18 protein-coding genes are annotated in these 19019 nt (G+C 60.0%); 9 read left to right on the top strand and 9 right to left on the bottom strand.

Annotation, left to right across the window (positions count from 1 at the left end):
• Positions 1 to 130: 130 nt before the first annotated feature.
• The 3 genes from ACTJJW_RS12445 to ACTJJW_RS12435 are packed head-to-tail and all read right to left on the bottom strand — an operon-like array spanning position 131 to position 3764.
• Positions 131 to 1198 (bottom strand): ABC transporter permease, encoded by a 1068-nt coding sequence (locus ACTJJW_RS12445; RefSeq protein ID WP_462645105.1) that lies wholly within the window; start codon positions 1196 to 1198, stop codon positions 131 to 133.
• Positions 1195 to 2241, bottom strand: coding sequence for an ABC transporter permease (locus ACTJJW_RS12440; protein WP_462645103.1), 1047 nt, complete (start codon positions 2239 to 2241; stop codon positions 1195 to 1197). The genes ACTJJW_RS12445 and ACTJJW_RS12440 overlap by 4 nt, the downstream gene beginning before the upstream one ends.
• Positions 2238 to 3764: a sugar ABC transporter ATP-binding protein gene (locus ACTJJW_RS12435; protein WP_462645102.1), complete on the bottom strand. Its 1527-nt coding sequence runs from the start codon at positions 3762 to 3764 to the stop codon at positions 2238 to 2240. Before ACTJJW_RS12435 ends, ACTJJW_RS12440 begins: the two co-directional genes overlap by 4 nt.
• A 254-nt stretch (positions 3765 to 4018) precedes the next feature.
• Here ACTJJW_RS12435 and ACTJJW_RS12430 point away from each other — a divergent pair, with 254 nt between their 5' ends.
• From ACTJJW_RS12430 to ACTJJW_RS12405, 6 genes are all read left to right on the top strand, one after another.
• Positions 4019 to 4999 (top strand): aldo/keto reductase, encoded by a 981-nt coding sequence (locus ACTJJW_RS12430; RefSeq protein ID WP_462645100.1) that lies wholly within the window; start codon positions 4019 to 4021, stop codon positions 4997 to 4999.
• Positions 4996 to 5724, top strand: coding sequence for a creatininase family protein (locus tag ACTJJW_RS12425; RefSeq protein ID WP_462645099.1), 729 nt, complete (start codon positions 4996 to 4998; stop codon positions 5722 to 5724). Before ACTJJW_RS12430 ends, ACTJJW_RS12425 begins: the two co-directional genes overlap by 4 nt.
• Positions 5725 to 5828: 104 nt before the next feature.
• On the top strand, positions 5829 to 6020 hold the full coding sequence (locus ACTJJW_RS12420; protein WP_462645097.1) for a ferredoxin: 192 nt from the start codon (positions 5829 to 5831) through the stop codon (positions 6018 to 6020).
• Between the two features lie 22 nt (positions 6021 to 6042).
• Complete coding sequence (locus ACTJJW_RS12415) at positions 6043 to 7227, top strand: NAD(P)/FAD-dependent oxidoreductase (RefSeq protein ID WP_462645095.1); 1185 nt, start codon at positions 6043 to 6045, stop codon at positions 7225 to 7227.
• Complete coding sequence (locus ACTJJW_RS12410; RefSeq protein WP_462645093.1) at positions 7224 to 8459, top strand: cytochrome P450; 1236 nt, start codon at positions 7224 to 7226, stop codon at positions 8457 to 8459. The genes ACTJJW_RS12415 and ACTJJW_RS12410 overlap by 4 nt, the downstream gene beginning before the upstream one ends.
• Before the next feature lie 54 nt (positions 8460 to 8513).
• Positions 8514 to 9404, top strand: a complete 891-nt coding sequence (locus ACTJJW_RS12405; protein WP_462645091.1) for a helix-turn-helix domain-containing protein — start codon at positions 8514 to 8516, stop codon at positions 9402 to 9404.
• Positions 9405 to 10164: 760 nt separating this feature from the next.
• Here ACTJJW_RS12405 and ACTJJW_RS12400 read toward each other — a convergent pair.
• Entirely contained in the window at positions 10165 to 11082 is a 918-nt protein-coding gene (locus ACTJJW_RS12400; protein WP_462645089.1) for a 2-hydroxyacid dehydrogenase, read from the bottom strand.
• A 40-nt stretch (positions 11083 to 11122) separates the two neighbouring features.
• Here ACTJJW_RS12400 and ACTJJW_RS12395 point away from each other — a divergent pair, with 40 nt between their 5' ends.
• Entirely contained in the window at positions 11123 to 11563 is a 441-nt protein-coding gene (locus ACTJJW_RS12395) for a nitroreductase family deazaflavin-dependent oxidoreductase (RefSeq protein ID WP_462645087.1), read from the top strand.
• A gap of 9 nt (positions 11564 to 11572) precedes the next feature.
• On the opposite strand, the gene ACTJJW_RS12390 is transcribed toward ACTJJW_RS12395, so the two are convergent.
• From ACTJJW_RS12390 to ACTJJW_RS12375, 4 genes are read right to left on the bottom strand one after another with little or no spacing between them, the layout of a single operon-like run.
• Entirely contained in the window at positions 11573 to 12502 is a 930-nt protein-coding gene (locus ACTJJW_RS12390) for a cytochrome b/b6 domain-containing protein (protein ID WP_462645114.1), read from the bottom strand.
• The gene (locus ACTJJW_RS12385; protein WP_462645085.1) at positions 12502 to 13470 is read right to left on the bottom strand and encodes an electron transfer flavoprotein subunit alpha/FixB family protein; all 969 of its coding nucleotides are present in this window, start codon (positions 13468 to 13470) and stop codon (positions 12502 to 12504) included. Before ACTJJW_RS12385 ends, ACTJJW_RS12390 begins: the two co-directional genes overlap by 1 nt.
• A 10-nt stretch (positions 13471 to 13480) precedes the next feature.
• Positions 13481 to 14260: an electron transfer flavoprotein subunit beta/FixA family protein gene (locus ACTJJW_RS12380; protein WP_462645083.1), complete on the bottom strand. Its 780-nt coding sequence runs from the start codon at positions 14258 to 14260 to the stop codon at positions 13481 to 13483.
• A 58-nt stretch (positions 14261 to 14318) separates the two neighbouring features.
• Positions 14319 to 16085 (bottom strand): acyl-CoA dehydrogenase, encoded by a 1767-nt coding sequence (locus tag ACTJJW_RS12375; protein WP_462645081.1) that lies wholly within the window; start codon positions 16083 to 16085, stop codon positions 14319 to 14321.
• 159 nt (positions 16086 to 16244) lie between these two features.
• Between ACTJJW_RS12375 and ACTJJW_RS12370 the strand changes: the two genes are divergently transcribed.
• Both ACTJJW_RS12370 and ACTJJW_RS12365 read left to right on the top strand, forming a co-directional pair.
• Positions 16245 to 17603, top strand: a complete 1359-nt coding sequence (locus ACTJJW_RS12370) for a TrkH family potassium uptake protein (protein ID WP_462645079.1) — start codon at positions 16245 to 16247, stop codon at positions 17601 to 17603.
• Complete coding sequence (locus tag ACTJJW_RS12365; RefSeq protein WP_462645078.1) at positions 17596 to 18294, top strand: potassium channel family protein; 699 nt, start codon at positions 17596 to 17598, stop codon at positions 18292 to 18294. The genes ACTJJW_RS12370 and ACTJJW_RS12365 overlap by 8 nt, the downstream gene beginning before the upstream one ends.
• Before the next feature lie 55 nt (positions 18295 to 18349).
• On the opposite strand, the gene ACTJJW_RS12360 is transcribed toward ACTJJW_RS12365, so the two are convergent.
• Positions 18350 to 18994, bottom strand: a complete 645-nt coding sequence (locus ACTJJW_RS12360; RefSeq protein ID WP_462645076.1) for an alpha/beta hydrolase — start codon at positions 18992 to 18994, stop codon at positions 18350 to 18352.
• Positions 18995 to 19019: the final 25 nt, after the last annotated feature.

The raw sequence follows: 19019 nt of genomic DNA, 5'->3' as shown, positions 1-19019 counted from the left end.
CACCAATCAGGTCCGGTGACAACACCCCCCGGATCATGGGTGACTGGGGGCTAAAATCATGCCGGACCTGACAGGCCAACACCCTCACAGTTCACACCGTTTGGGCCTACAAAGAAAGTAACGGGGGGTATTAGGGAAGAGAAGATTCTGAAGCTGCCTGAAGCTGCTCTTTGCGCCGGCCGACAGCAGTCGCCCGCCGCCGATACGCCCAAGCGAGGATGCTCGCTGAAACGACGGAGAGAACCAAGAGGATGCCAGTGATCACGGTGATGATGTCGCTCGTCACGCCCGAAAGTCGTAGCGCGCTACCGATAGTGCCGATGAGCAACACGCCAGCGATCACACCATGCAATGCGCCGCGTCCGCCAAAGATTGATGCCCCGCCGAGGAGCACGGCTGCGATGATCTGCAGTTCCATTCCGGTCGCATTGTCGCCTCTGGCGTTCGAGTACAACAGCGTGAAATAAACGCCCGCGAATCCCGACATCGTTCCGGAGAGCACGAAAAGCAGAAGCTTCGTGCGTCCTACGTCAATGCCAGAGAACTGCGCTGCTTCTTTGTTCAAGCCGATCGCGTACAGCGACCGCCCGAAAGGAGTGAAGTGCAGCAACACAGCGAACGCAATCGCGAGTACCAGAAAAGGAATCATAATCACGGGAATTGGGGTGCCCGGAATATTCGCCTTTGCGAGATTTGTCCACTCTTCAGGAAAGCCCGTTACTGCCTTGGTTCCAAGGAGCCCTACCGCAATACCGCGGAAAAGCGCGAGGGTACCAATCGTGACAGCAAGGGAGGGGAGCCCTACGACGGTGACAAGAAAACCATTGACCGCCCCAGCGATCGTGCCCACGATGATGGCGATGATAGCTGCGACTGGGAAGGGGGCCCCCGCCTCAGTCAGTAGCCCTGTCATGACACTCGACAGGCCGACGATGCTCGCGACCGAGAGGTCGATCTCCTCCGTGATGATGATCAAAGTCATTGGGAGCGCAATGAGCAGAATCGGAGCGAGATCGCGCAATAGGTATGTCACGGTGAGTGGGCTATTGAAGCTTGGAGCTGTTGCCAACGCGACCAAGATGACCACAAGGAGTAGCCCAATGATCGCGAACTCTCGGGTGAGCAACGTGCGGCGCCATAGCGGGCGGGAGTACGGCTGGTACACCCGGACGGCGCTGGTGTCGGTTACGGCGGTCATCTTGTCTCCTCCCGTTGTTCGATAAGTCGTCGATGTTGACGAAGAGCGAGTACGCGGTCAAGAACGATCGATCCGATGATGAGCGTGCCGACGACCGCCTGTTGCCAGAAGTCGTCGATGCCAAGAATTGGAAGTGCACGGTTAATTGTGAGGAGCAAGAAGGCCCCGATAGCGGCACCCCACACTGTTCCCACACCGCCCGATATCGCGACGCCACCGATCACTGCGGCACCAATCGCCTGGAGTTCCCATCCAGAACCAGCCGCGGCACTTACGGTTCCATACCGCGCCGCGTATAACACACCGGCGAGCCCCGAAAGCGCACCCGAAACGACAAAGGCAGCGATGACTCGCCGGTTCACGTGGAGGCCGTAGAGGTGCGCAGCGTCAGGATCGGACCCGATCGCGTAGAACTCCCGACCGGCACGGATATTCCGCAAAAACCAGGCTGCAATGATGAGTACGACGACGGCGATGATCGTCAGGACCGGGATTCCGAGAACTTGATCGGTACCCAGGCCACTAAATGACTTCGGCATATCGGAGGCATTGACGCGATCGCTTCCTGTCCACCACACGTTGATGCCGCGATAGACATACATCATTCCAAGTGTGATGACGAGCGCAGGTACTCGAGCAAACGCCACGAGCATTCCGTTTATCGCGCCGAGCAGGCCACCAACGATCACGCCCGCGATGAAAACAACGATGACCGGGATGCCCTCCAAATCTATGAATAGTCTGCCCGTGAGGTACGCGGTGAGGCCGACGATCGAGCCGACAGACAAGTCGACGTTGCGCGAAATAATGACAATCGCCTGCCCCACAGCCACCAATAAGAGCAACGATGGGGTCAGGAGCAGGTCGCGAAAGCCGTCGGAAGAGAACAGGAACGCGGGGTTCGAAACTGTCGCGGCAATGATCACGGCAACAAGCGCAATCGCAATCCCTGTCTCACGTGCCGTCAGTATGGATCGCACCGCTTTTCGCGCGCTATTGCGACCATATTCGAGAGCAGTGGTGCTCGTGCTGCTGAAACTCATGCGGCCACTTCTCCCGGGGCTGTCGCGGCCAACATAATTGCCTCCGGCGTCGCATCAATCCTCGCGAACTCAGCAGTAATACGTCCCTCTCGCATAACCAGAACGCGGTCAGCCATTCCCAACACCTCCGGGAGTTCAGACGAAATCATGAGAATTGCAAGGCCCTGCTGCGCGAGCTCGCTCAGCAAACGGTGAACCTCGGATTTGGTGCCCACATCGATACCGCGAGTAGGTTCGTCGACAATTAGCACGCGCGGTTCAGTGGCGAGCCATTTTCCGATGACGACTTTCTGCTGATTGCCGCCGGATAATGTGCCGGTTTCGGTGTCGAGAGAGGCGGTCTTAACTTCAAGCCTGCTCGCCCAGACCTTCGCGGCAGCGTTCTCGCGGCCGCTCCAAATGAGTCCACCCTTGGCTAGCTTTGATCGAATGGCAAGCGTGATGTTTCGCGATACCCCGTTTTCGAGTACCAACCCCTGTTTCCGGCGGTCTTCGGGAACCAACGCGATGCCACGATCGGTCGCCTTCTTGGGGCTGTTCTTCGGCAGCGTCGCTCCTTGCAACGTCACCTTTCCGCCGTCATAAGGATCCACGCCAAAAATCGCCCGTGCGACCTCGCTGCGTCCGGCCCCGACGAGCCCCGCTAGCCCGACGATTTCACCGGCTCGCAGAGAAAACGAAATGTCATCGAACACGCCTTTACGAGTTAGGTTCGAGACTTCGAGCACCACATCACCGATGTCTGCGGGCAACTTAGGAAAGAGCTCCGCAACATCGCGTCCGACCATTTGCCGCACGAGCGCGTCGACCGATGTTTCTGAGATAGCGCTTGTATCGACATACGCACCATCGCGCATGACGGTGACGGTGTCGCAGAGCGCGAACACCTCATCAAAGCGGTGAGAGATGAACATCAAGGCTCGCCCCTCATCACGCAGGTTTCGGGCGACTGCAAATAGGCGGTCAACTTCGACTCCCGACAACGCAGCGGTCGGCTCATCCATGATCAAGACCTTGGCGTCAAGCGAGATCGCCTTGGCAATCTCAATAATCTGCTGGTCGGCGATTGACAACCCGTCGGTCACGCGCTCCGGATCGAGCTTCACGCCCAGGCTCTCAAAGATGCCCGCGGCTTCGGCACGCATCGCCTTCCGATCAATGCGACCAATCGTATTGGTTGGCTGGCGGCCCATGAAGATGTTCTCTGTCACTGAAAGATCAGGAAAAAGAGTCGGCTCCTGGTAGATGACTGCGATGCCGGCTGCTTTCGACTGACCGGTGCTGGAGAAATCCACAGTCACGCCGTCGAGCAAGAAATCGCCCATGTCGCGGTGGTACAGACCTGCGATTATCTTCACGAGTGTGGACTTGCCCGCACCGTTCTCCCCGATAAGAGCATGAATCGACCCACGCTCGAGTTTCAGGCTTCCGGAGCTGAGGGCAACGACAGCGCCGAACGACTTCGCCACATGGCGAAGCTCGAGCGCTGGTGTGTCGTGCGGGGGCTGGGATTCGAGGGCCACGGCTCCTCCTCCTCGTTGAGAATCAAGCGAATCAGTTATTCCCCCGATTCAGAATGAATCGATTCAGAAGAACTCACGTAAGTCTAAGGATGGTGCCCATAGCGGTCAAGTCGTGTCGGGACTGTGACGCTATCGTGACCAATCAGCGGGCGGCGCATCGTCCATATTGTGGTGCTGTCATGCATGCCAATTCAAGAAGCTCCCGCGTATCGTTCACAGCACCGTGACTCAGAGAAGAAGGCGGTTCAGGAACGATGACTGTGAAATATAGGCCTTTTGGTCGAAGCGACTGGGAAGTCAGCGAGATTTCCTTTGGCGCGTGGCAGCTGGGTGGACAATGGGGGCCCGTTGACGACAAAGAGTCGATTGCAGCGCTGCTGTCTTCTTATGAAGAAGGCATCAATTTTGTTGACACCGCGCAAATGTATGGCGTCGGGCACAGCGAGACTGTCGTAGGCCGCTCGTTAAAGCAGTGGTCACACAGCAGAATTCGCGTCGCCACAAAGGTGCAACCCGTCGAGTGGCCCGCAATTTCGGAGCCAGACCCGAAGTTCTCGCAGTTGTACCCCAAGTCGTATCTCATCGGTCAGGTGGAGGGTTCCCTGCAGAGGCTGGGAGTCGAACGTCTTGATCTCTATCAGCTTCACTGCTGGGCACCGGATGGGCTACACAATCAAGAGTGGCTCGAAACTCTCACCGAGTTGCGCACCGCAGGAAAAATCGATCAAATCGGAGTCTCAATTCGCGACTACCGTCCAGAAGATGGGATCGAACTGGCGAAGAGCGGGCTCGTCGATTCGATTCAGGTGATCTACAACATCTTCGAGCAGCAACCTGCGCTGGAGCTTTTTCCTGCTGCGGCCGCAAGCGGCACCGCAATAGTCGCGAGAGTCGCGCTTGATTCCGGCTCTCTCAGCGGAACCTGGACGCCTGAGACCTATGCGACATGGCCAACTGACTCTGTACTGCACTGGATGTTCCGCGACGAACGCTTCGGCGAAACGCTTCAGCGCATCGAGCGCATTAAAGATGTCACGCGGCCACACTTTGCAAGCCTTGCCGAAGCAGCCGTGCGATTCGTTCTCGACGCCCCGCAAGTGTCGACCACCATTCTGGGGATGAGTACCGCACGGCGAATCAAACAGAACCTTTCTTACTCAGATGGCGCCGCTTTTCCGCCGCGGTTACGCGACGAACTTGTCTCGCACGAATGGCGAAGGAACTACTACTCATGAGCACTACCTCACAGACTTCCGTTGAGTTGTTATCACCAGAACAGATCGAGCAGCGGCTGGCGGAGAAGTCCGTCGTCTATGTTCCGCTAGGCACGTTGGAATTTCACGGCCCCCACCTGCCAATAGGGCTTGATGGACTCACCGCTCATGCCGTGTGCCACGCGGCAGCATCGCGCAGCGGCGGTGTCGTACTGCCGACGGTCTATCAGGGTACGGGAGGCGAGCATTCCGCCTACCCATGGACGATCATGATGCCCACTGGTGACGACATCAAAACCCAGTTGCTTGTCACTCTGCGCCGGCTCGACGACATGGGAGTAAAGCGAGCAGTGATCCTCAGCGGCCATTTTGCGGATGAACAGCGAGCTATGCTGCGCGACGTTGCGTCACAGTGGGATTCGAGTGAGGGTCGGGCGATGCACGTCGTAGCAACCAGCATGGCCGACTGCGACCCCACACCTATCGCACCCGACCACGCAGCCGTTTTTGAGTGCATGCTGCTATCGGTGGCCCATCCAGATCTTGTTCACCTGGACAAGCTTCCGAACATCGACACACATCCCGCGATCGACCCGGACGGAAACCCTTTCGGGGCCCACCGTCATGACCCCTCCCACGCTATTTGGGGAGTCTTTGGCCCTGACCCCCGTCGGGCGAATCTCGCAGAAGCAGCGGGAGTTTTTGATGCTGCGGTGAGCTGGATCGAAAGCGTCGCTGCCAACTAGCCACTTCGTGCACGGTTGCAGAGTCCATGTTTCGCCTCACAGCGCCATGGCTATTGACGGCGACGCGGCATAGCTTTTATACCCAACAGTCAAAGGAGTCTGACGTGAAAATTGCAGTTAAAGCTGGTGCGTGCGTGGGCGCTGGGCAATGCGCGCTGGTCGCAGAAGACCTATTCGACCAGGACGACGACGGGATCGTCGAGTTGTTGAATGACTCGCCTTCTGCCGCACAAGAACCCTCTGCTCGTCGTGCCGCATCGCTGTGCCCCGCGCGCGCGATCACGCTCGTTGAATAGCCGAGACCGAGTTCATCGAACTATGACGAGTCGACAACGCGTCGTTATTGTCGGCGCTTCAGTTGCTGGATTGACCGCTGCGGAAAGCCTTCGCTCAGAGGGCTTCGACGGCGAAATTTTGTTGCTGGGCGACGAGCCACACTTGCCGTACAGTCGCCCACCTCTGTCGAAGCAGGTTCTGCTCGAAGGCTGGGAGCCTGAACGAGCGGCGTTCAAAAGCGTGGCCGAGATAGCGGAACTGAGAATCGACTTCCGTAAATCGACACGTGCCACACGGCTCAATATCGATACCCGAACAGTTCAGACCGACACCGGGCAAGAGCACTACGACATCCTCATCATCGCCACGGGCGCAAACGCCCGCAAGCTGTGGCCAGACGCCGGGGTATTGACGCTTCGTAGCATCGATGATGCCGTCGCCCTCCGAGATGGCCTTCACAAAGCGCAACGGGTCGTCGTTGTCGGCGCTGGCGTTCTCGGTTCTGAAATTGCAAGTGCAGCACGCTCGTTGGGCGCCGCAGTGACTCTCGTGGGCAGATCTGAGCACCTCAGCTTCGGAGCGATCGGCAATGCGCTGTCACCTCAGCTTGATGCACTGCACCGCAGTCATGGTGTCGCTCTCAAACTTTCAACGACGGTCACCGCCGCGTCACCCACGCACGGCGGCGGCACTCACTTCGTTTTTGATGACGCAACAGAGCTGACGGCTGATCTAGCGGTCGCTGCTGTTGGCGGCGACCCTTGTGTGCAGTGGCTCACGGGCTCCGGCCTCACTCTCAACAACGGGGTCGTGTGCGACAGCACCGGCCTCGCGGCTCCGGGCGTGTACGCGATTGGAGACGTCGCCGCGTGGCAGAGTCCCACGACCGGGGCCGCGGTGCGCGTCGAGCACCAGACCAACGCCATCGAACAGGCTATGGCCGTCGCCGCGACGATCGCGCAAGGTCGCGAACTACTAGCTTCGGCACCGTTTTTCTGGTCGGAGATTCACGGTGCCCGCATCAAGGCATACGGCTGGTTCGATAGCCAGGCACTCACAGAGATCCAAGTCGAGGCATCCCAACAATCTGCTTTGTACATCGCAGACAAGAACGGCACCACGCAAGGCATTGTCGCGTGGAACCTACCTCCCAAGCTCTTCCGAAAAGCACGCGCCCGAGTGGGTGCTGCCAGCACTACGACCACACAACCGAAGGAACCAAGATGACAGAGTCGACATCAGGCTGCCCATTTCACGGTACATCGCTTCCTGGCGATGGCACGCCGCTCGAGCCCTCCCCGACCTTGGTTACATGGCGCGATCAGGGTGCTGCCGTTCCGTTGAGTTACCAAGACGGTCATCAAGGCCTTGTGTCCACGGAATATGACATCGCCCGCGCGGTACTTGAAGACCCGCGATTCAGCATGCGTCCGGAACGCATGCCGATGGGCCCCACTGGCCATCTGTCCACAGACGAAGATCTCCCCAATGCCGCATTGCCTGCAGAGCTTCCCGGAGACCTCGATGAAGCAGCCCAGCGGTCGGAGTTTGCAAACCTGCTCGTGCTCGACGGCGAAGAGCACTCGAGGCTCCGACGCTTGATTACTTCCCGATTCTCGGTCAAACAGGTTCGTGGCCGCAAGGAGTGGATCTCGTCGATGGCTGCCGACGTGCTTGCGAAATTCAAGGCGAAGGGGTCGCCCGCAGATGTGTGGATCGACTACGCGCGCCCGATCGCTGCGCGCACCCACTGCTACGTCATCGGCATCCCCGATTCTGAGTACGACAGATTCGAGCGACTTTTCGTCGACAGCTCGACCGCGCAACAAAAGTACGACTTCATCCGCCACGTTCTCGAGATCAGACAGAATGACCCAGGCGAAGACGTGATTTCAGATTTACTCGCATCAGACGCCCTCTCGCGCGAAGAGACTGAAGGCATCTTGCGGCTACTCATGGGAGCGGGTCGCGATTCAGTCGCATACTTGATCGCTACAACCACCGTGGCGCTACTCAACAATCCCGAGCAACTCGAAGTGCTGCGAAAAAATCCGGAACTGATTCAAAGCGCGGTAGAAGAGTTCATGCGTATGGGCACCATGTTCTTGACCCTTTTTCCTCGCACCGCTCTAGAAGACGTCGAGATAGAGGGGGTCGCTATCAAAGCCGGCCAGTCGGTGTCGGTGTCTCCGGTGGCGGCAAACCGCGATCCCGAGAGGTGGGATAGCCCGAATACATTTGATGTTTCGCGAGACGCGTTCGGCCATCTCGGTTTCGGTCATGGCATTCACAGTTGCGTCGGTCAACAACTTGCGCGTGTCGAGATTCGAGAAGGTATCGCTCAACTCATAGCAGGATGCCCTGACCTTGCGCTAGTGCGCGCCGAGCAGTCAACGCCCATGCCGTTCGCTCACCCGGTGGCCGCCTATGAAGCAGGATCGGTCTTCGTCACGTTCTAGGGGCGAAACGCCGCCGTTGCTTTGATTGCCTTCCCGTAGTGCAAGATCGTTTCTATGGAATTAACAGCATCGGGTGAAACGGCTACAGGAAAGGGAGGTGCCGACGACGCGGTTGTCGTGGGCGCCAACTGGTACCGATTTCGCCCTAGCGAATACCTCTTGAACCCGCACGTCATGGGCATCACGTTCGTGTGGGCCGTGCGCGGAGGCGGTGAAATCCGTGCGGCGAACAAAACATTTCGCCTGACCCCGAATAGCACGGTGCGACTACCTTGGCATCACAAGGTGGAGTACCAGGCTGATCAGCAGAACCCCTTCCGCATTGGAACCCTGCACGTAGTGCCCCATCACGCGTGGGGCGTTCGCATCGAGCCACGAGTAGCGCATCAGGTGGGTGATCCGCTATTAGAAGACCCGGCGAGATGGGGGGATCCCCATGAGTTTGTACCGGGTCAGGCAAGTTTTGCTTCTGGGCCGGCGCGCCGAATCGCAGATCTCGGAACCTTCGCCATCGAGCGTTTCACCGATGCTCCGTTCAGTGAGCGTGCAGCTCGATCGCTCGGCCAACTCGTGCTGCTTGAAAACAGCTTGTGGGATGCCCACGACATGAATCCGACGTTACCCTCGGCCCTCGAATCGATGATGACCTTTATCCATGCCAATCTGAGTGGATCGCTCTCTGTCGAAGAAGTCGCACAAGCGGGCGAGTGCAGCGCAACAACCGCACAGCGACTCTTCAACCATCACACCGGAGTGTCGCTGCGAGCATGGATTCGCCAGTTGCGGTTGCGAGAGGCGGCGCTGCTTCTTCGATCCAGCGGGCTTCGTGTCAGCGAAATCTCCCAACTCGTCGGCTTCAGCGATCCGCTGTATTTTTCGCGGGCCTTTCGAGCTGAACACGGTGTGCCCCCCAGCCGATATTTGCGTGGCGAGATACGCCCGTGATTTTATTCACACCGCATACTCCGAGCTGGAGCTTAGAAGGCGCCTCCCTCAATGCACAGCGCGCGACGAACGCGCATGCACATTCAAGATGCTTTGCGCTCAGACACCAAAGCTCACTGAAAACCAACATAAACGTGACGATTGGAAGTAGCGAGACTCTCCACGCACAGCGGCTCCGTTGGAAACAAACTTAGGCCTCGGGTATTCCCCCGACCAGATCGGATTGTCGCAAGACGACATCGGCTAAGCGTTGAGCCGATCCCGCTTAAAGCCTAATTTCCCTAGGTGTAGTTCCCATGGACGTTGTGCTCGCTTGATTTGCTGAAGTCCTCCGGCAGCATGTGGGTTACCAAGCTCACGCCAACAACCGGGGGCCTCCTTGACTCACGCTGATGCTCCTTTCACCCCGCACGGGCGAATTCGTCGCGCACGTCACCGGACCGATTATCGTCTTGGCGTTAATCGATCGATGATCGACAAGGTTGTGGTGCGTCATCGGATCCCGAAGCAGATCTATCTTGATCAAGCAATAGGGCTGGAACCCTGATGGAGGAAGGCACTGGATTCGAAATCAGTGGCTTTGCTGCGCCCGCGGCATTTCCGCTTCATCCGACTCGTAAGCCGAGCGCACTGATCAGCCAAATTGCACTCCGCGTAATGCTCGAGCAAGCCGTGGATCCCGGATGGTCCCACGCGAAACTGTATTCCGACCGGAACGGATCGTCCGCGAATCCCGTTGAGGGATGGGCGCCAGAACGCGCTAGCGCCCCTCGATCACCACGTTCGCGAGGGGTTCGCCCGCGACTAGGCGACGCGTTTGGTCGCGCACAACGGCATCCACTCGGGCATGCATCGCCGAGGTGTAGCCGCCGATATGCGGGGTGATTGTGATTCCGGGCATCGACCACAGCGGGTGATCGCTCGGCAGCGGTTCGGGGTCGGTGACGTCGAGTGCCGCGCGAACGTGACCGGCGGATGCCGCAGCCACGAGAGCGTCAGTGTCGACAACTTTGCCTCGAGACACATTCACGAGCAGCGCCCCCGGCTTCATCGCCTCAAGGAACTCCGCGTCAACGAGTCCAGTGGTCTCGTCGCTGAGTGGCACGGCGATTGCTACGACATCGGCTTTCGCCAGCAGCGATGGGAGAGCATCCATCGACTGGATGGCACCACGCGCGTCGCTGCGGTTGGTGCGAGCGACGCGCACGACGTTCGCTTCAAACGGGGCAAGTTTGTCAGCGATCTGGTTGCCGACACCGCCCGCGCCGACAATGATCACGGTGCTGCCCGCGACACCGATGAGTTCGTGCTGATCCCACATGCCGGTCTTCTGGTTGCGGTAGTGCTCAGGAAAACCGCGCTGTTCGGCAATGATCAGCCCAACAGCGAGTTCAGCAGTTGATGCCTCGTGCACGCCGACCGCGTTGCAGTACGTGATGCCGGCAGGCAGCCGGTCGGCAACCCCGTCGTAGCCAAGCGACTGCGATTGCAGAGCCGCGACATCCAGACCCTCAAAGGCGGCCAGTTCGCTGGACGCACCCAGGTACCCCAACACGGCAAGATCAACGCGCTGCGGGGGAGCGCCGTCGGCAGCACCCCACACGATCAGGTTGACGTCGGGCAGTTGCGGGGCAAGCCGGTCGCACATCTGCTGGTCGGGGAGGGCAATGGTGATCATGTCACCAAGCTACCTTCCCCAAGCGGAGTACCGTGGAAGCATGCCACTAACAGGAGAATACGTACCCAGCACGTCAGAGTGGGCTCGCAACCAGGCCGAAGTCTTCGAAGCCAGCAACGGCCACGAGGGCAACCTCATGCGTGGGATGCCCGTGATCGTTCTGACCACGGTCGGCGCCAAGTCGGGCAAGCTGCGCAAGACCGCACTCATGCGTGTGGAACACGACGGCAACTACGCAGTTGTTGCGTCATTGGGTGGAGCGCCCAAGCATCCGGTGTGGTACTTCAACATCGTTGCTCAACCCCATGTTGAACTGCACGATGTCGGTTTCAAGGGTGACTTCGTTGCCCGCGAAGTGACCGGCGACGAGAAGGCTGTCTGGTGGGAGCGCGCTGTCGCTGCCTACCCCGACTATGAGGACTACCAGGCCAAGACGGAACGCGAAATACCGGTCTTCGTTTTGGAGCCACTCACAAGCTAGAACGATTGCTCAGCGGCCCACTTTTCCCGTGATAGATGCGATCGGTCTGAGAAGCAGAGGACGGGCGAGCAGCCAAGCCGCAGCCAGAACCACCAACGAGGCGGCGAAGATCCAGAAACCAACCCAGTTCACCTCGTCGTTGGTCGCATACATGTGGTTGAGGTTCCTCAGTGCCCCAGTGGTCAACACCAGCGTGACGTGCACGATGGTGAATGCGACGAAATAGAGCATGACCGGGAAGTGCACCGCCCGCGCCCACTCGATCGGGTAAGCCTTATTAACTCTGGTCGCATCCGGGGGCCATAGTGCGCTCATGCGTAGCCCTGAAATGATTGCCAGCGGTGCGGCGATGAAGACGGTGACGAAGTAGGCGAGCAGTTGCAGTGCGTTGTAATTCACCCAACCGCTCTCGACCGGCCAGTCGAGCGATACGTATTGCAGAGTTGCCGAGAGGGCGTTCGGGATCACGTCCCAATCGGTCGGAACAATGCGCATCCACTGCCCGCTTGCGAACAGCAGCACGATGAAGGTGATGCCGTTAAGAATCCAGAGAGAGTCGAGGCTGAGGTGCAGCCACAGATTGAGGCTGATCCTCTTCGGACTGCGCTTCGTGCGAAGCAGACCGGTGTTGTTCCTAGTCCAGTATGTGCCGGGCCGGGTGGTGGTGCGCACCTGCCAGCCGCTCTTCACTATGAGCAGCAGGAAGAAGATGTTCAGGAAGTGCTGCCAGCCAAGCCAGGCCGGAAAACCAACCGGCGCGGATTCTGGCAAGGGCTGCTTGCCCGGATAGTCGGCCACGAACTGCTGCACACCGGCGAGCTCCATCATCCACTTGGCGACCAACACCGCCGCCAGCAACACAGCGATCATTAGTGGCACGATCCAGACCAGCTTAAACCAGGGGCTGCGCGCCGTCTTCTTCCGAGTTGTGGCCGCCATCATGCCGAGCGCGACTTGATCGCTTCGATTAGCTGCGGAACGACTGTGAACACGTCGCCGACGATTCCGAAGTCGGCTACGTCAAAGATCGGTGCGTCTGCATCCTTGTTGATCGCCACGATGGTCTTCGCGGTTTGCATCCCCGCGCGGTGCTGGATGGCACCCGAGATGCCCAGTGCGACATATAGGTCGGGGGACACGCTGACTCCGGTCTGGCCGACCTGGGTGGTCTGGGGCGAATAGCCGGCGTCGACGGCGGCCCGAGACGCACCGACGGCTGCACCGAGGGCATCCGCCAGTTCCTCGACCATGCCGAAGTTCTCCTTTGACCCGAAGCCGCGGCCGCCCGAGACAACTTTCTTGGCGCCGAGCAGTTCTGGTCGTTCGGAGACCTCGGGCGCGTCGTTGTAGGAGTCGATCACGCCGGCCTTTGCTGCATCGACGGTGACCATCTCGGAGGTGACCTGAGCGGATACCGCGGGCGCGCTCTCGTCGATGGCGCCCGGGCGCACAGTGATCACGGGCATCCCGGTGGTGGCCGAGTCGACCAGATAGTTGCCGCCGTAGACGGAACCGCTCGCAATGATCCGACCATCTTCGGCCCGGACGTTCACGGCATCGACCAGCACACCGCTTCCTGTGCGAACAGCCAGCCGCGCCGCAGCCTCGCGCCCGCCGAAGGAGTGGGAAAGAAGAACGGCAGCCGGTCTGAGCGTCGCGACAGCGGCGGCGAGTGCCTCCACCTGCGGCGCGACCAGAGCGGTGTCGGCCTGCTCTGACTGTGCCTGGTAGACCTGGGCCGCACCGAGAGCACCGAGTCGGGAGACTAGGTCGTCGGTCAGCGACTCCCGGGTGGCGACGACCGCGACCGGCTCGCCAAGCCGGGAGGCCAATGCCAGCAGTCCGCGGGCCGAGTCGGCCACGTGACCGCGGTGGGAGATCTCTGCGAGTACCAAAATGTGAGCCACGGCTGTTCTCCTAGACCAATCGGTTGGTGGCCAGAAACTCGACCAGGGTTGCGGCGGCAGTGCCGTCGTCTTCGATCTTGGTGCCGGCCGCGCGCGCCGGACGCTCGGCGGTCGAGATGATCTCGGTGCGCTCCAGGCCGGAGACCTCGGCGGCGTCCAGCCCCAATTCGACGAGGGTCACCGTTTCGACCGGCTTCCTCTTCGCCGTCATGATGCCCTTAAAGTTGGGGAACCGGGCGTAGTCGAAACGCTCGGTGACGGTCATGATCGCCGGCAGCCCAGCGTGCACGTTCACGGTGCCGTCGTCGCCCTGGCGCTCGCCGGAGATTTGGGCCTCGGTGATCTCGACGTTCGCCAACAACCCGAGCAGCGGCACACCGAGCCGTTCGGCGAGCATCGCCGGAACTATCCCACCATTGCCGTCGGTGGACTCGTTGCCAGCGATAACCAAGTCGAACCCGGTCTGCTCGAGGGCACGAGAGATCGCGAGGGAGGTGAGGAGAGCATCCGCACCCACCAAGGAGCTGTCGACAATGTGCACGCCAGAGTCGGCACCCATCGATAGGGCCTTGCGTACCGACTTGATCGCGTTCTCCGGGCCCATGCTGAGGACGACGACCTCGGTCCCCTTGTCGTCGTCCTTATACCGCAGCGCCACCTCAAGGGCACGCTCGTTGATCTCATCAACGATCGGCTCGCCAGCCTCCCGGTCGAGCAAACCAGTGTTTAGGTCAAGCTTTCTCACATCAGCAGTATCGGGTACCTGCTTCACCAGCACGACGATCCTCATGAAATTACTCCTTCGGGCATGCTTGGGCTCCTCATATTACTTCGCAGACCTGGCTCGATCAGAGCCTAGCGGCGTCCAGCGCGAACAGGTCGTCGGCTCCGGCGGTCGCCGAACTGAGCAGCCCGGAGCACTGGGGCAGGATCTGCTCGGCGAAAAATCGGGCAAGCACGAGCTGGGTCTCGGCCACCTCGGCATCACCGGTGGTTTGCCCGGCCAGAGCCGCACGGGCGAGCAGCCAGGCTCCGGTGCACAGGCCCCACATGCGCAGGTACGGGCTTGAGCCCGCCAAAATGGCGTTCGGGTCAGCGCGGCCGGTACGCAGCATCCACGTGGTGGCCTGATCTAGGGCGTCGAACTGCTTGGTGAGTTCCGCCCGGATCGAGGTGAACTGTTCACCGGCCTCGGCCAGTTGCGCGTCGATCTCGCGCATGCTGGCCAGGAACTCCATCACCGAGGCTCCATCACGCACCCCCAGTTTCCGACCAACGAGGTCGGCGGCCTGGATGCCATTCGTGCCCTCGTAGATCGCCGCGATTCGCACATCACGCACATGCTGCGCCATGCCGGTCTCCTCGATGTAGCCCATGCCGCCGTGGATCTGCAGGGCGAGAGATGTGAGCTCATTGCCGAGGTCGGTGCCGAACGACTTGCAGATCGGGGTGAGCAGGCCCGCGATCTCGTCCGCGCGCTTACGGGTGGACTCGTCCGGCTCGTTCATGCTGTGATCGACATAACTCGCGTTCAGCAGCATCAAGGAGCGGAGGGCGGCGATGGACGACTTCTGCGTCATCAGCATGCGACGCACGTCAGGGAAGTCGATAATGGCGGAGTCTTCGGTGGCCCCAATCGCCCGCCCCTGGCGACGCTCCTTGGCGTATTCGAGCGATTGCTGGTAGGCGAGCTCCGCCACGGCGAGACCCTGCGTACCGACCGACAGCCGGGCGCTGTTCATCATGACGAACATGATGCGCATGCCCAAATTCTCCTCACCAATCAGGTAACCGGTGGCGTCCTCGTACGAGAGCACACAGGTGGGGGCACCGTGGATGCCCATCTTGTGCTCGATCGACACGGTGTGCACCGGGTTGCGCTCTCCCAGCGATCCGTCATCGTTCACAAGATATTTCGGCACGATAAAGCAGGAGATGCCGCGGGTACCCTCCGGGGCTCCCGGGGTTCGAGCGAGCACCAGGTGCACGATCTGCTCAGAGAGGTCGTGGTCACCGAATGTGATGAAGATCTTCTGGCCGGAAATAGCGTAGGTGCCGTCGTCTTGGCGCACAGCACGCGTGGTCAGTGCACCGACATCCGAACCGGCCTGCGGCTCAGTGAGGTTCATGGTGCCGGCCCATTCGCCGGTGACCATCTTCGGTAGGTAACGCTGCTTGAGCTCGTCGTCGCCGTAGTGGAGCAGCGCTTCGATCGCTCCCTGGGTGAGCAGCGGACAGAGGGAGAAGCCCAAGTTTGCCGACATCATCATCTCCTGGATGATCAAGCCGACGGTGCGGGGGAAGCCGCCGCCGCCGAACTCCTCCGGCAACGGCACCGAGCCCCAGCCCGCGTCCACGTACTGCCGGTAGGCCTCCTTGAAGCCGGTCGGGGTGACGACAGAACCATCAGGTTGCCAGCGGGCTCCCTCCTTGTCGCCAGCGCGGTTCGTCGGGGCGACGACCTTGGACATGAAATTTCCGCACTCCTCCAAGATTCCGACGACGGTGTCGAGATCGGCGTGTTCGAAACCGGGCAGCGCGGCAATGTCTGGGTATCCCGCCACGTGCTCGAGCAGAAAGGCGATGTCTTTGACAGGGGGCTGATATTGGCTCATGCGCGCCATGGTATCTCCGGTTAGCGCATAGTGGAAGATGTAATGACTTGGGCCGTATTTTCTGCAGGTTTCCTACAAAATTGTTTCGATTGTGGCTGCAACTAGCGGATGTTCTCTCAACGTCAATACTCAACGCAGAAACAGGCGTATCGTGTCCCGGTGCACAATATCGTCCGTGGGATGGGTATGAAGCGAAGGCTGGTTCATCCAGCACAACTCACCCTTCTCGGGTTTTTGATTGGTATCGCCGCAGGAACAGCCCTGCTTGCGTTGCCCATTTCGCGTACCGGTCCGGGTGCGGCCAGCCTCATCGAGGCCTTCTTCACTGCCGTTTCGGCAATAAGTGTGACCGGTCATGTGATCGTCGATACCCCGACGTACTGGACAGGTTTCGGCCAGGTCGTGATCATGGTGCTCATTCAGGTGGGCGGATTCGGTGTAATGACGTTCGCGTCAATCATCGGCCTCGCAGTCGTGCGAAGGCTGTCGCTGCGTTCGCGCATCACTGCTGCCGCCGAAACCAAGAGCGTTGGCTTTGGTGATGTTCGTTCGCTCATCTTGGGCGTGCTCAAGATCTCGCTCCTCATCGAGGGCGCCGGTGCGCTCATCCTGTTCTTCTGGTTTCTGCTGCACTACGGCAAAGGCGTGGGGGAGTCTGCCTGGTTGGCGGTTTTTCATGCCGTCTCGTCATTCAACAACGCCGGCTTCGCGCTATTCAGCGACAACATGATCTCGTTCGTCGATGACCCGGTGGTGTCGCTCACCCTCTCTGCTGAGATCATCCTTGGAGGGCTCGGATTCCCCGTGATCGTGCAGCTGCTCCGGCACGGTGGCAACCGCCTCAAGTGGAGCATGAACACCCGCATCGTGATTGCGGCAACTCCTCTGCTGCTGGTTGCTGGCGCGCTCTACATCACCCTCATTGAGTGGAACAACCCCGCAACCCTCGGCCCGCTCGACTGGCCAACCAAGATCCTCGCCGGATTTTTCCAATCGGTGCAGACCCGAACCGCAGGCTTCAACAGCATCGACATTGGTGCCATGAGCGAAGCTAGCCAGTTCGGGATGACCGCCCTCATGTTCATCGGTGGAGGCCCCGCTGGCACTGCCGGTGGCATCAAGATCACGACCTTTGCGGTGCTGTTCTTCATTCTCGTGGCAGAAGTGCGCGGCGACGGCGTGGTCAACGTGTTTGGCAAGCGACTGTCGCGCGCGGTGCACCGCCAAGCAATCGCCGTCGTCTTGCTCTCTGTTGGCGTTGTTGCGGCATCCACGGTAGCGATCATGCTGCTGTCGGGCTTGCCACTGAGCCCGGTGCTCTTTGAGACAGTCTCAGCGTTCGGCACCGTGGGCCTCTCGGAGGGCATCACGCCCGACCTACCGATTGCTGCCCAGCTGATTCTCGCGGTGCTCATGTTCGTTGGCCGCCTTGGCCCCATCGGTTTCGCTACCGCGCTTGCCTTGCGCGAACGCGCTGTCATGTATGAACTTCCTAAAGAAAGGCCGATCATTGGCTAAATTTCGCATGTTCTCTGGTTCGGATGCCTCAACAGTGGCCGCAGCAGATTCGGTTGCGGTGATCGGCTTGGGCCGTTTCGGTCGCGCCTTGGCGCTGGAACTCATGGCCAATGGCACCGAGGTGCTTGGCATCGATCTCGATGAGTCGATCGTGCAGGAGCTCAATGGTCAGCTCACGCATGTTGTGTCGGCAGACTCCACTCGCGAAGAGGTGCTGCAGCAGTTGGCGGTGCCCGAATTCGACCGAGTGGTAGTGGCGATCGGCAGCGACATTCAGGCGAGCATCCTGACCACGTCGCTGTTGTTGCGGTTCAACGTTGCTCACGTGTGGGCCAAAGCGGTCAGCGATGCGCACGGCACGATCTTGGAGCAACTTGGTGTGAGCCACGTGATTTACCCCGAAAAGGAGATGGGTCGCCGCGTTGCTCACCTCGTACGCGGATCGATGCAGGACTACCTGGAAATCGGCGACGGCTTCTCACTAGTGAAGATGGCGCCGCCGGCCGGGATCGTCGGAAAAGCGCTGTGCGAGTCGAAGGTGCGGTCTACTGCGGGCGTCACGATAACGGCGGTGCGCCCTCACGATGGTGCGTGGACTCACACCGATGAGAACACTGTCATCGCGGCAGATGACACGATTCTCGTGTCAGGCTCCACGGCCAAAGCCGAAGCGTTCAGTCTGCGCCGCTAAAGCTCCACTAACCTCTGTGACAGAGTCCGCGGCGGCATGCCAGTCGCGCTAGCACCTAGCGCAGCGAGCTCAACCAGATTTCGCAGAGCGACTGCCATGCTTCGGCAGCAGTGCCTTCAGCAAGCCCTAGCCCGTGCTTGCCATCGGCGAACACATGCAATTCGTGGCGCACTCCGGCTGCCGCGAGTGCAACGGCGAGTGGGTAGGAGTGCTCCGCAACCGGAACGGGTTCGTCGGCCGCGGTGTGCCAGATGAACATGGGCGGCGTGGTAGGGGTGACCAATAGCTCAAGCGACGTGTCTTCACGGAGGTAAGCGTTGGCATCCAGACCGATCAGGTTCTCGCGTGACCCGACGTGCGTTGGACTGGTCATGCTGACCACGGGGTAGCCGAGCACCGCAAAATCGGGGCGCTCTTCGGGCTTGGCGATGGGTGCGACAGCGGCGTGACCAGCGAGGTGGCCGCCGGCCGAGAAACCCAAAACGCCGACGATGGGGGCTCCGGCAGCGCGTTCCTTCGCAATTTCAGACTGAATTGCCAGCAAAGGGGCTGGATGTTTAGTGGCGACAGGGTAGTCAACGACGCGGGCATTCCACCCGATAGATCGCAACCACGCAGCAACCGGCTCGCCTTCGTGGGGTGCGAGCCGCGAGTAACCTCCGCCGGGGAGAACAAGAATGGTGGGGAGGGTGTGAGGCATTGCTTAACTGTAAATTGTGCGCGAC

The sequence above is a fragment of the Rhodoglobus galactosidasius genome (assembly GCF_054957775.1).
This window is presented reverse-complemented; position numbering and strand designations above follow the sequence as displayed.

Coding starts and splice junctions, on each gene's coding strand:
- ACTJJW_RS12445 (WP_462645105.1), bottom strand. CDS start 1,198: ATGACCGCCGTAACCGACACCAGCGCCGTCCGGGTGTACCAGCCGTAC.
- ACTJJW_RS12440 (WP_462645103.1), bottom strand. CDS start 2,241: ATGAGTTTCAGCAGCACGAGCACCACTGCTCTCGAATATGGTCGCAAT.
- ACTJJW_RS12430 (WP_462645100.1), top strand. CDS start 4,019: ATGACTGTGAAATATAGGCCTTTTGGTCGAAGCGACTGGGAAGTCAGC.
- ACTJJW_RS12425 (WP_462645099.1), top strand. CDS start 4,996: ATGAGCACTACCTCACAGACTTCCGTTGAGTTGTTATCACCAGAACAG.
- ACTJJW_RS12415 (WP_462645095.1), top strand. CDS start 6,043: ATGACGAGTCGACAACGCGTCGTTATTGTCGGCGCTTCAGTTGCTGGA.
- ACTJJW_RS12410 (WP_462645093.1), top strand. CDS start 7,224: ATGACAGAGTCGACATCAGGCTGCCCATTTCACGGTACATCGCTTCCT.
- ACTJJW_RS12405 (WP_462645091.1), top strand. CDS start 8,514: ATGGAATTAACAGCATCGGGTGAAACGGCTACAGGAAAGGGAGGTGCC.
- ACTJJW_RS12400 (WP_462645089.1), bottom strand. CDS start 11,082: ATGATCACCATTGCCCTCCCCGACCAGCAGATGTGCGACCGGCTTGCC.
- ACTJJW_RS12395 (WP_462645087.1), top strand. CDS start 11,123: ATGCCACTAACAGGAGAATACGTACCCAGCACGTCAGAGTGGGCTCGC.
- ACTJJW_RS12390 (WP_462645114.1), bottom strand. CDS start 12,502: ATGGCGGCCACAACTCGGAAGAAGACGGCGCGCAGCCCCTGGTTTAAG.
- ACTJJW_RS12380 (WP_462645083.1), bottom strand. CDS start 14,260: ATGAGGATCGTCGTGCTGGTGAAGCAGGTACCCGATACTGCTGATGTG.
- ACTJJW_RS12375 (WP_462645081.1), bottom strand. CDS start 16,085: ATGAGCCAATATCAGCCCCCTGTCAAAGACATCGCCTTTCTGCTCGAG.
- ACTJJW_RS12360 (WP_462645076.1), bottom strand. CDS start 18,994: ATGCCTCACACCCTCCCCACCATTCTTGTTCTCCCCGGCGGAGGTTAC.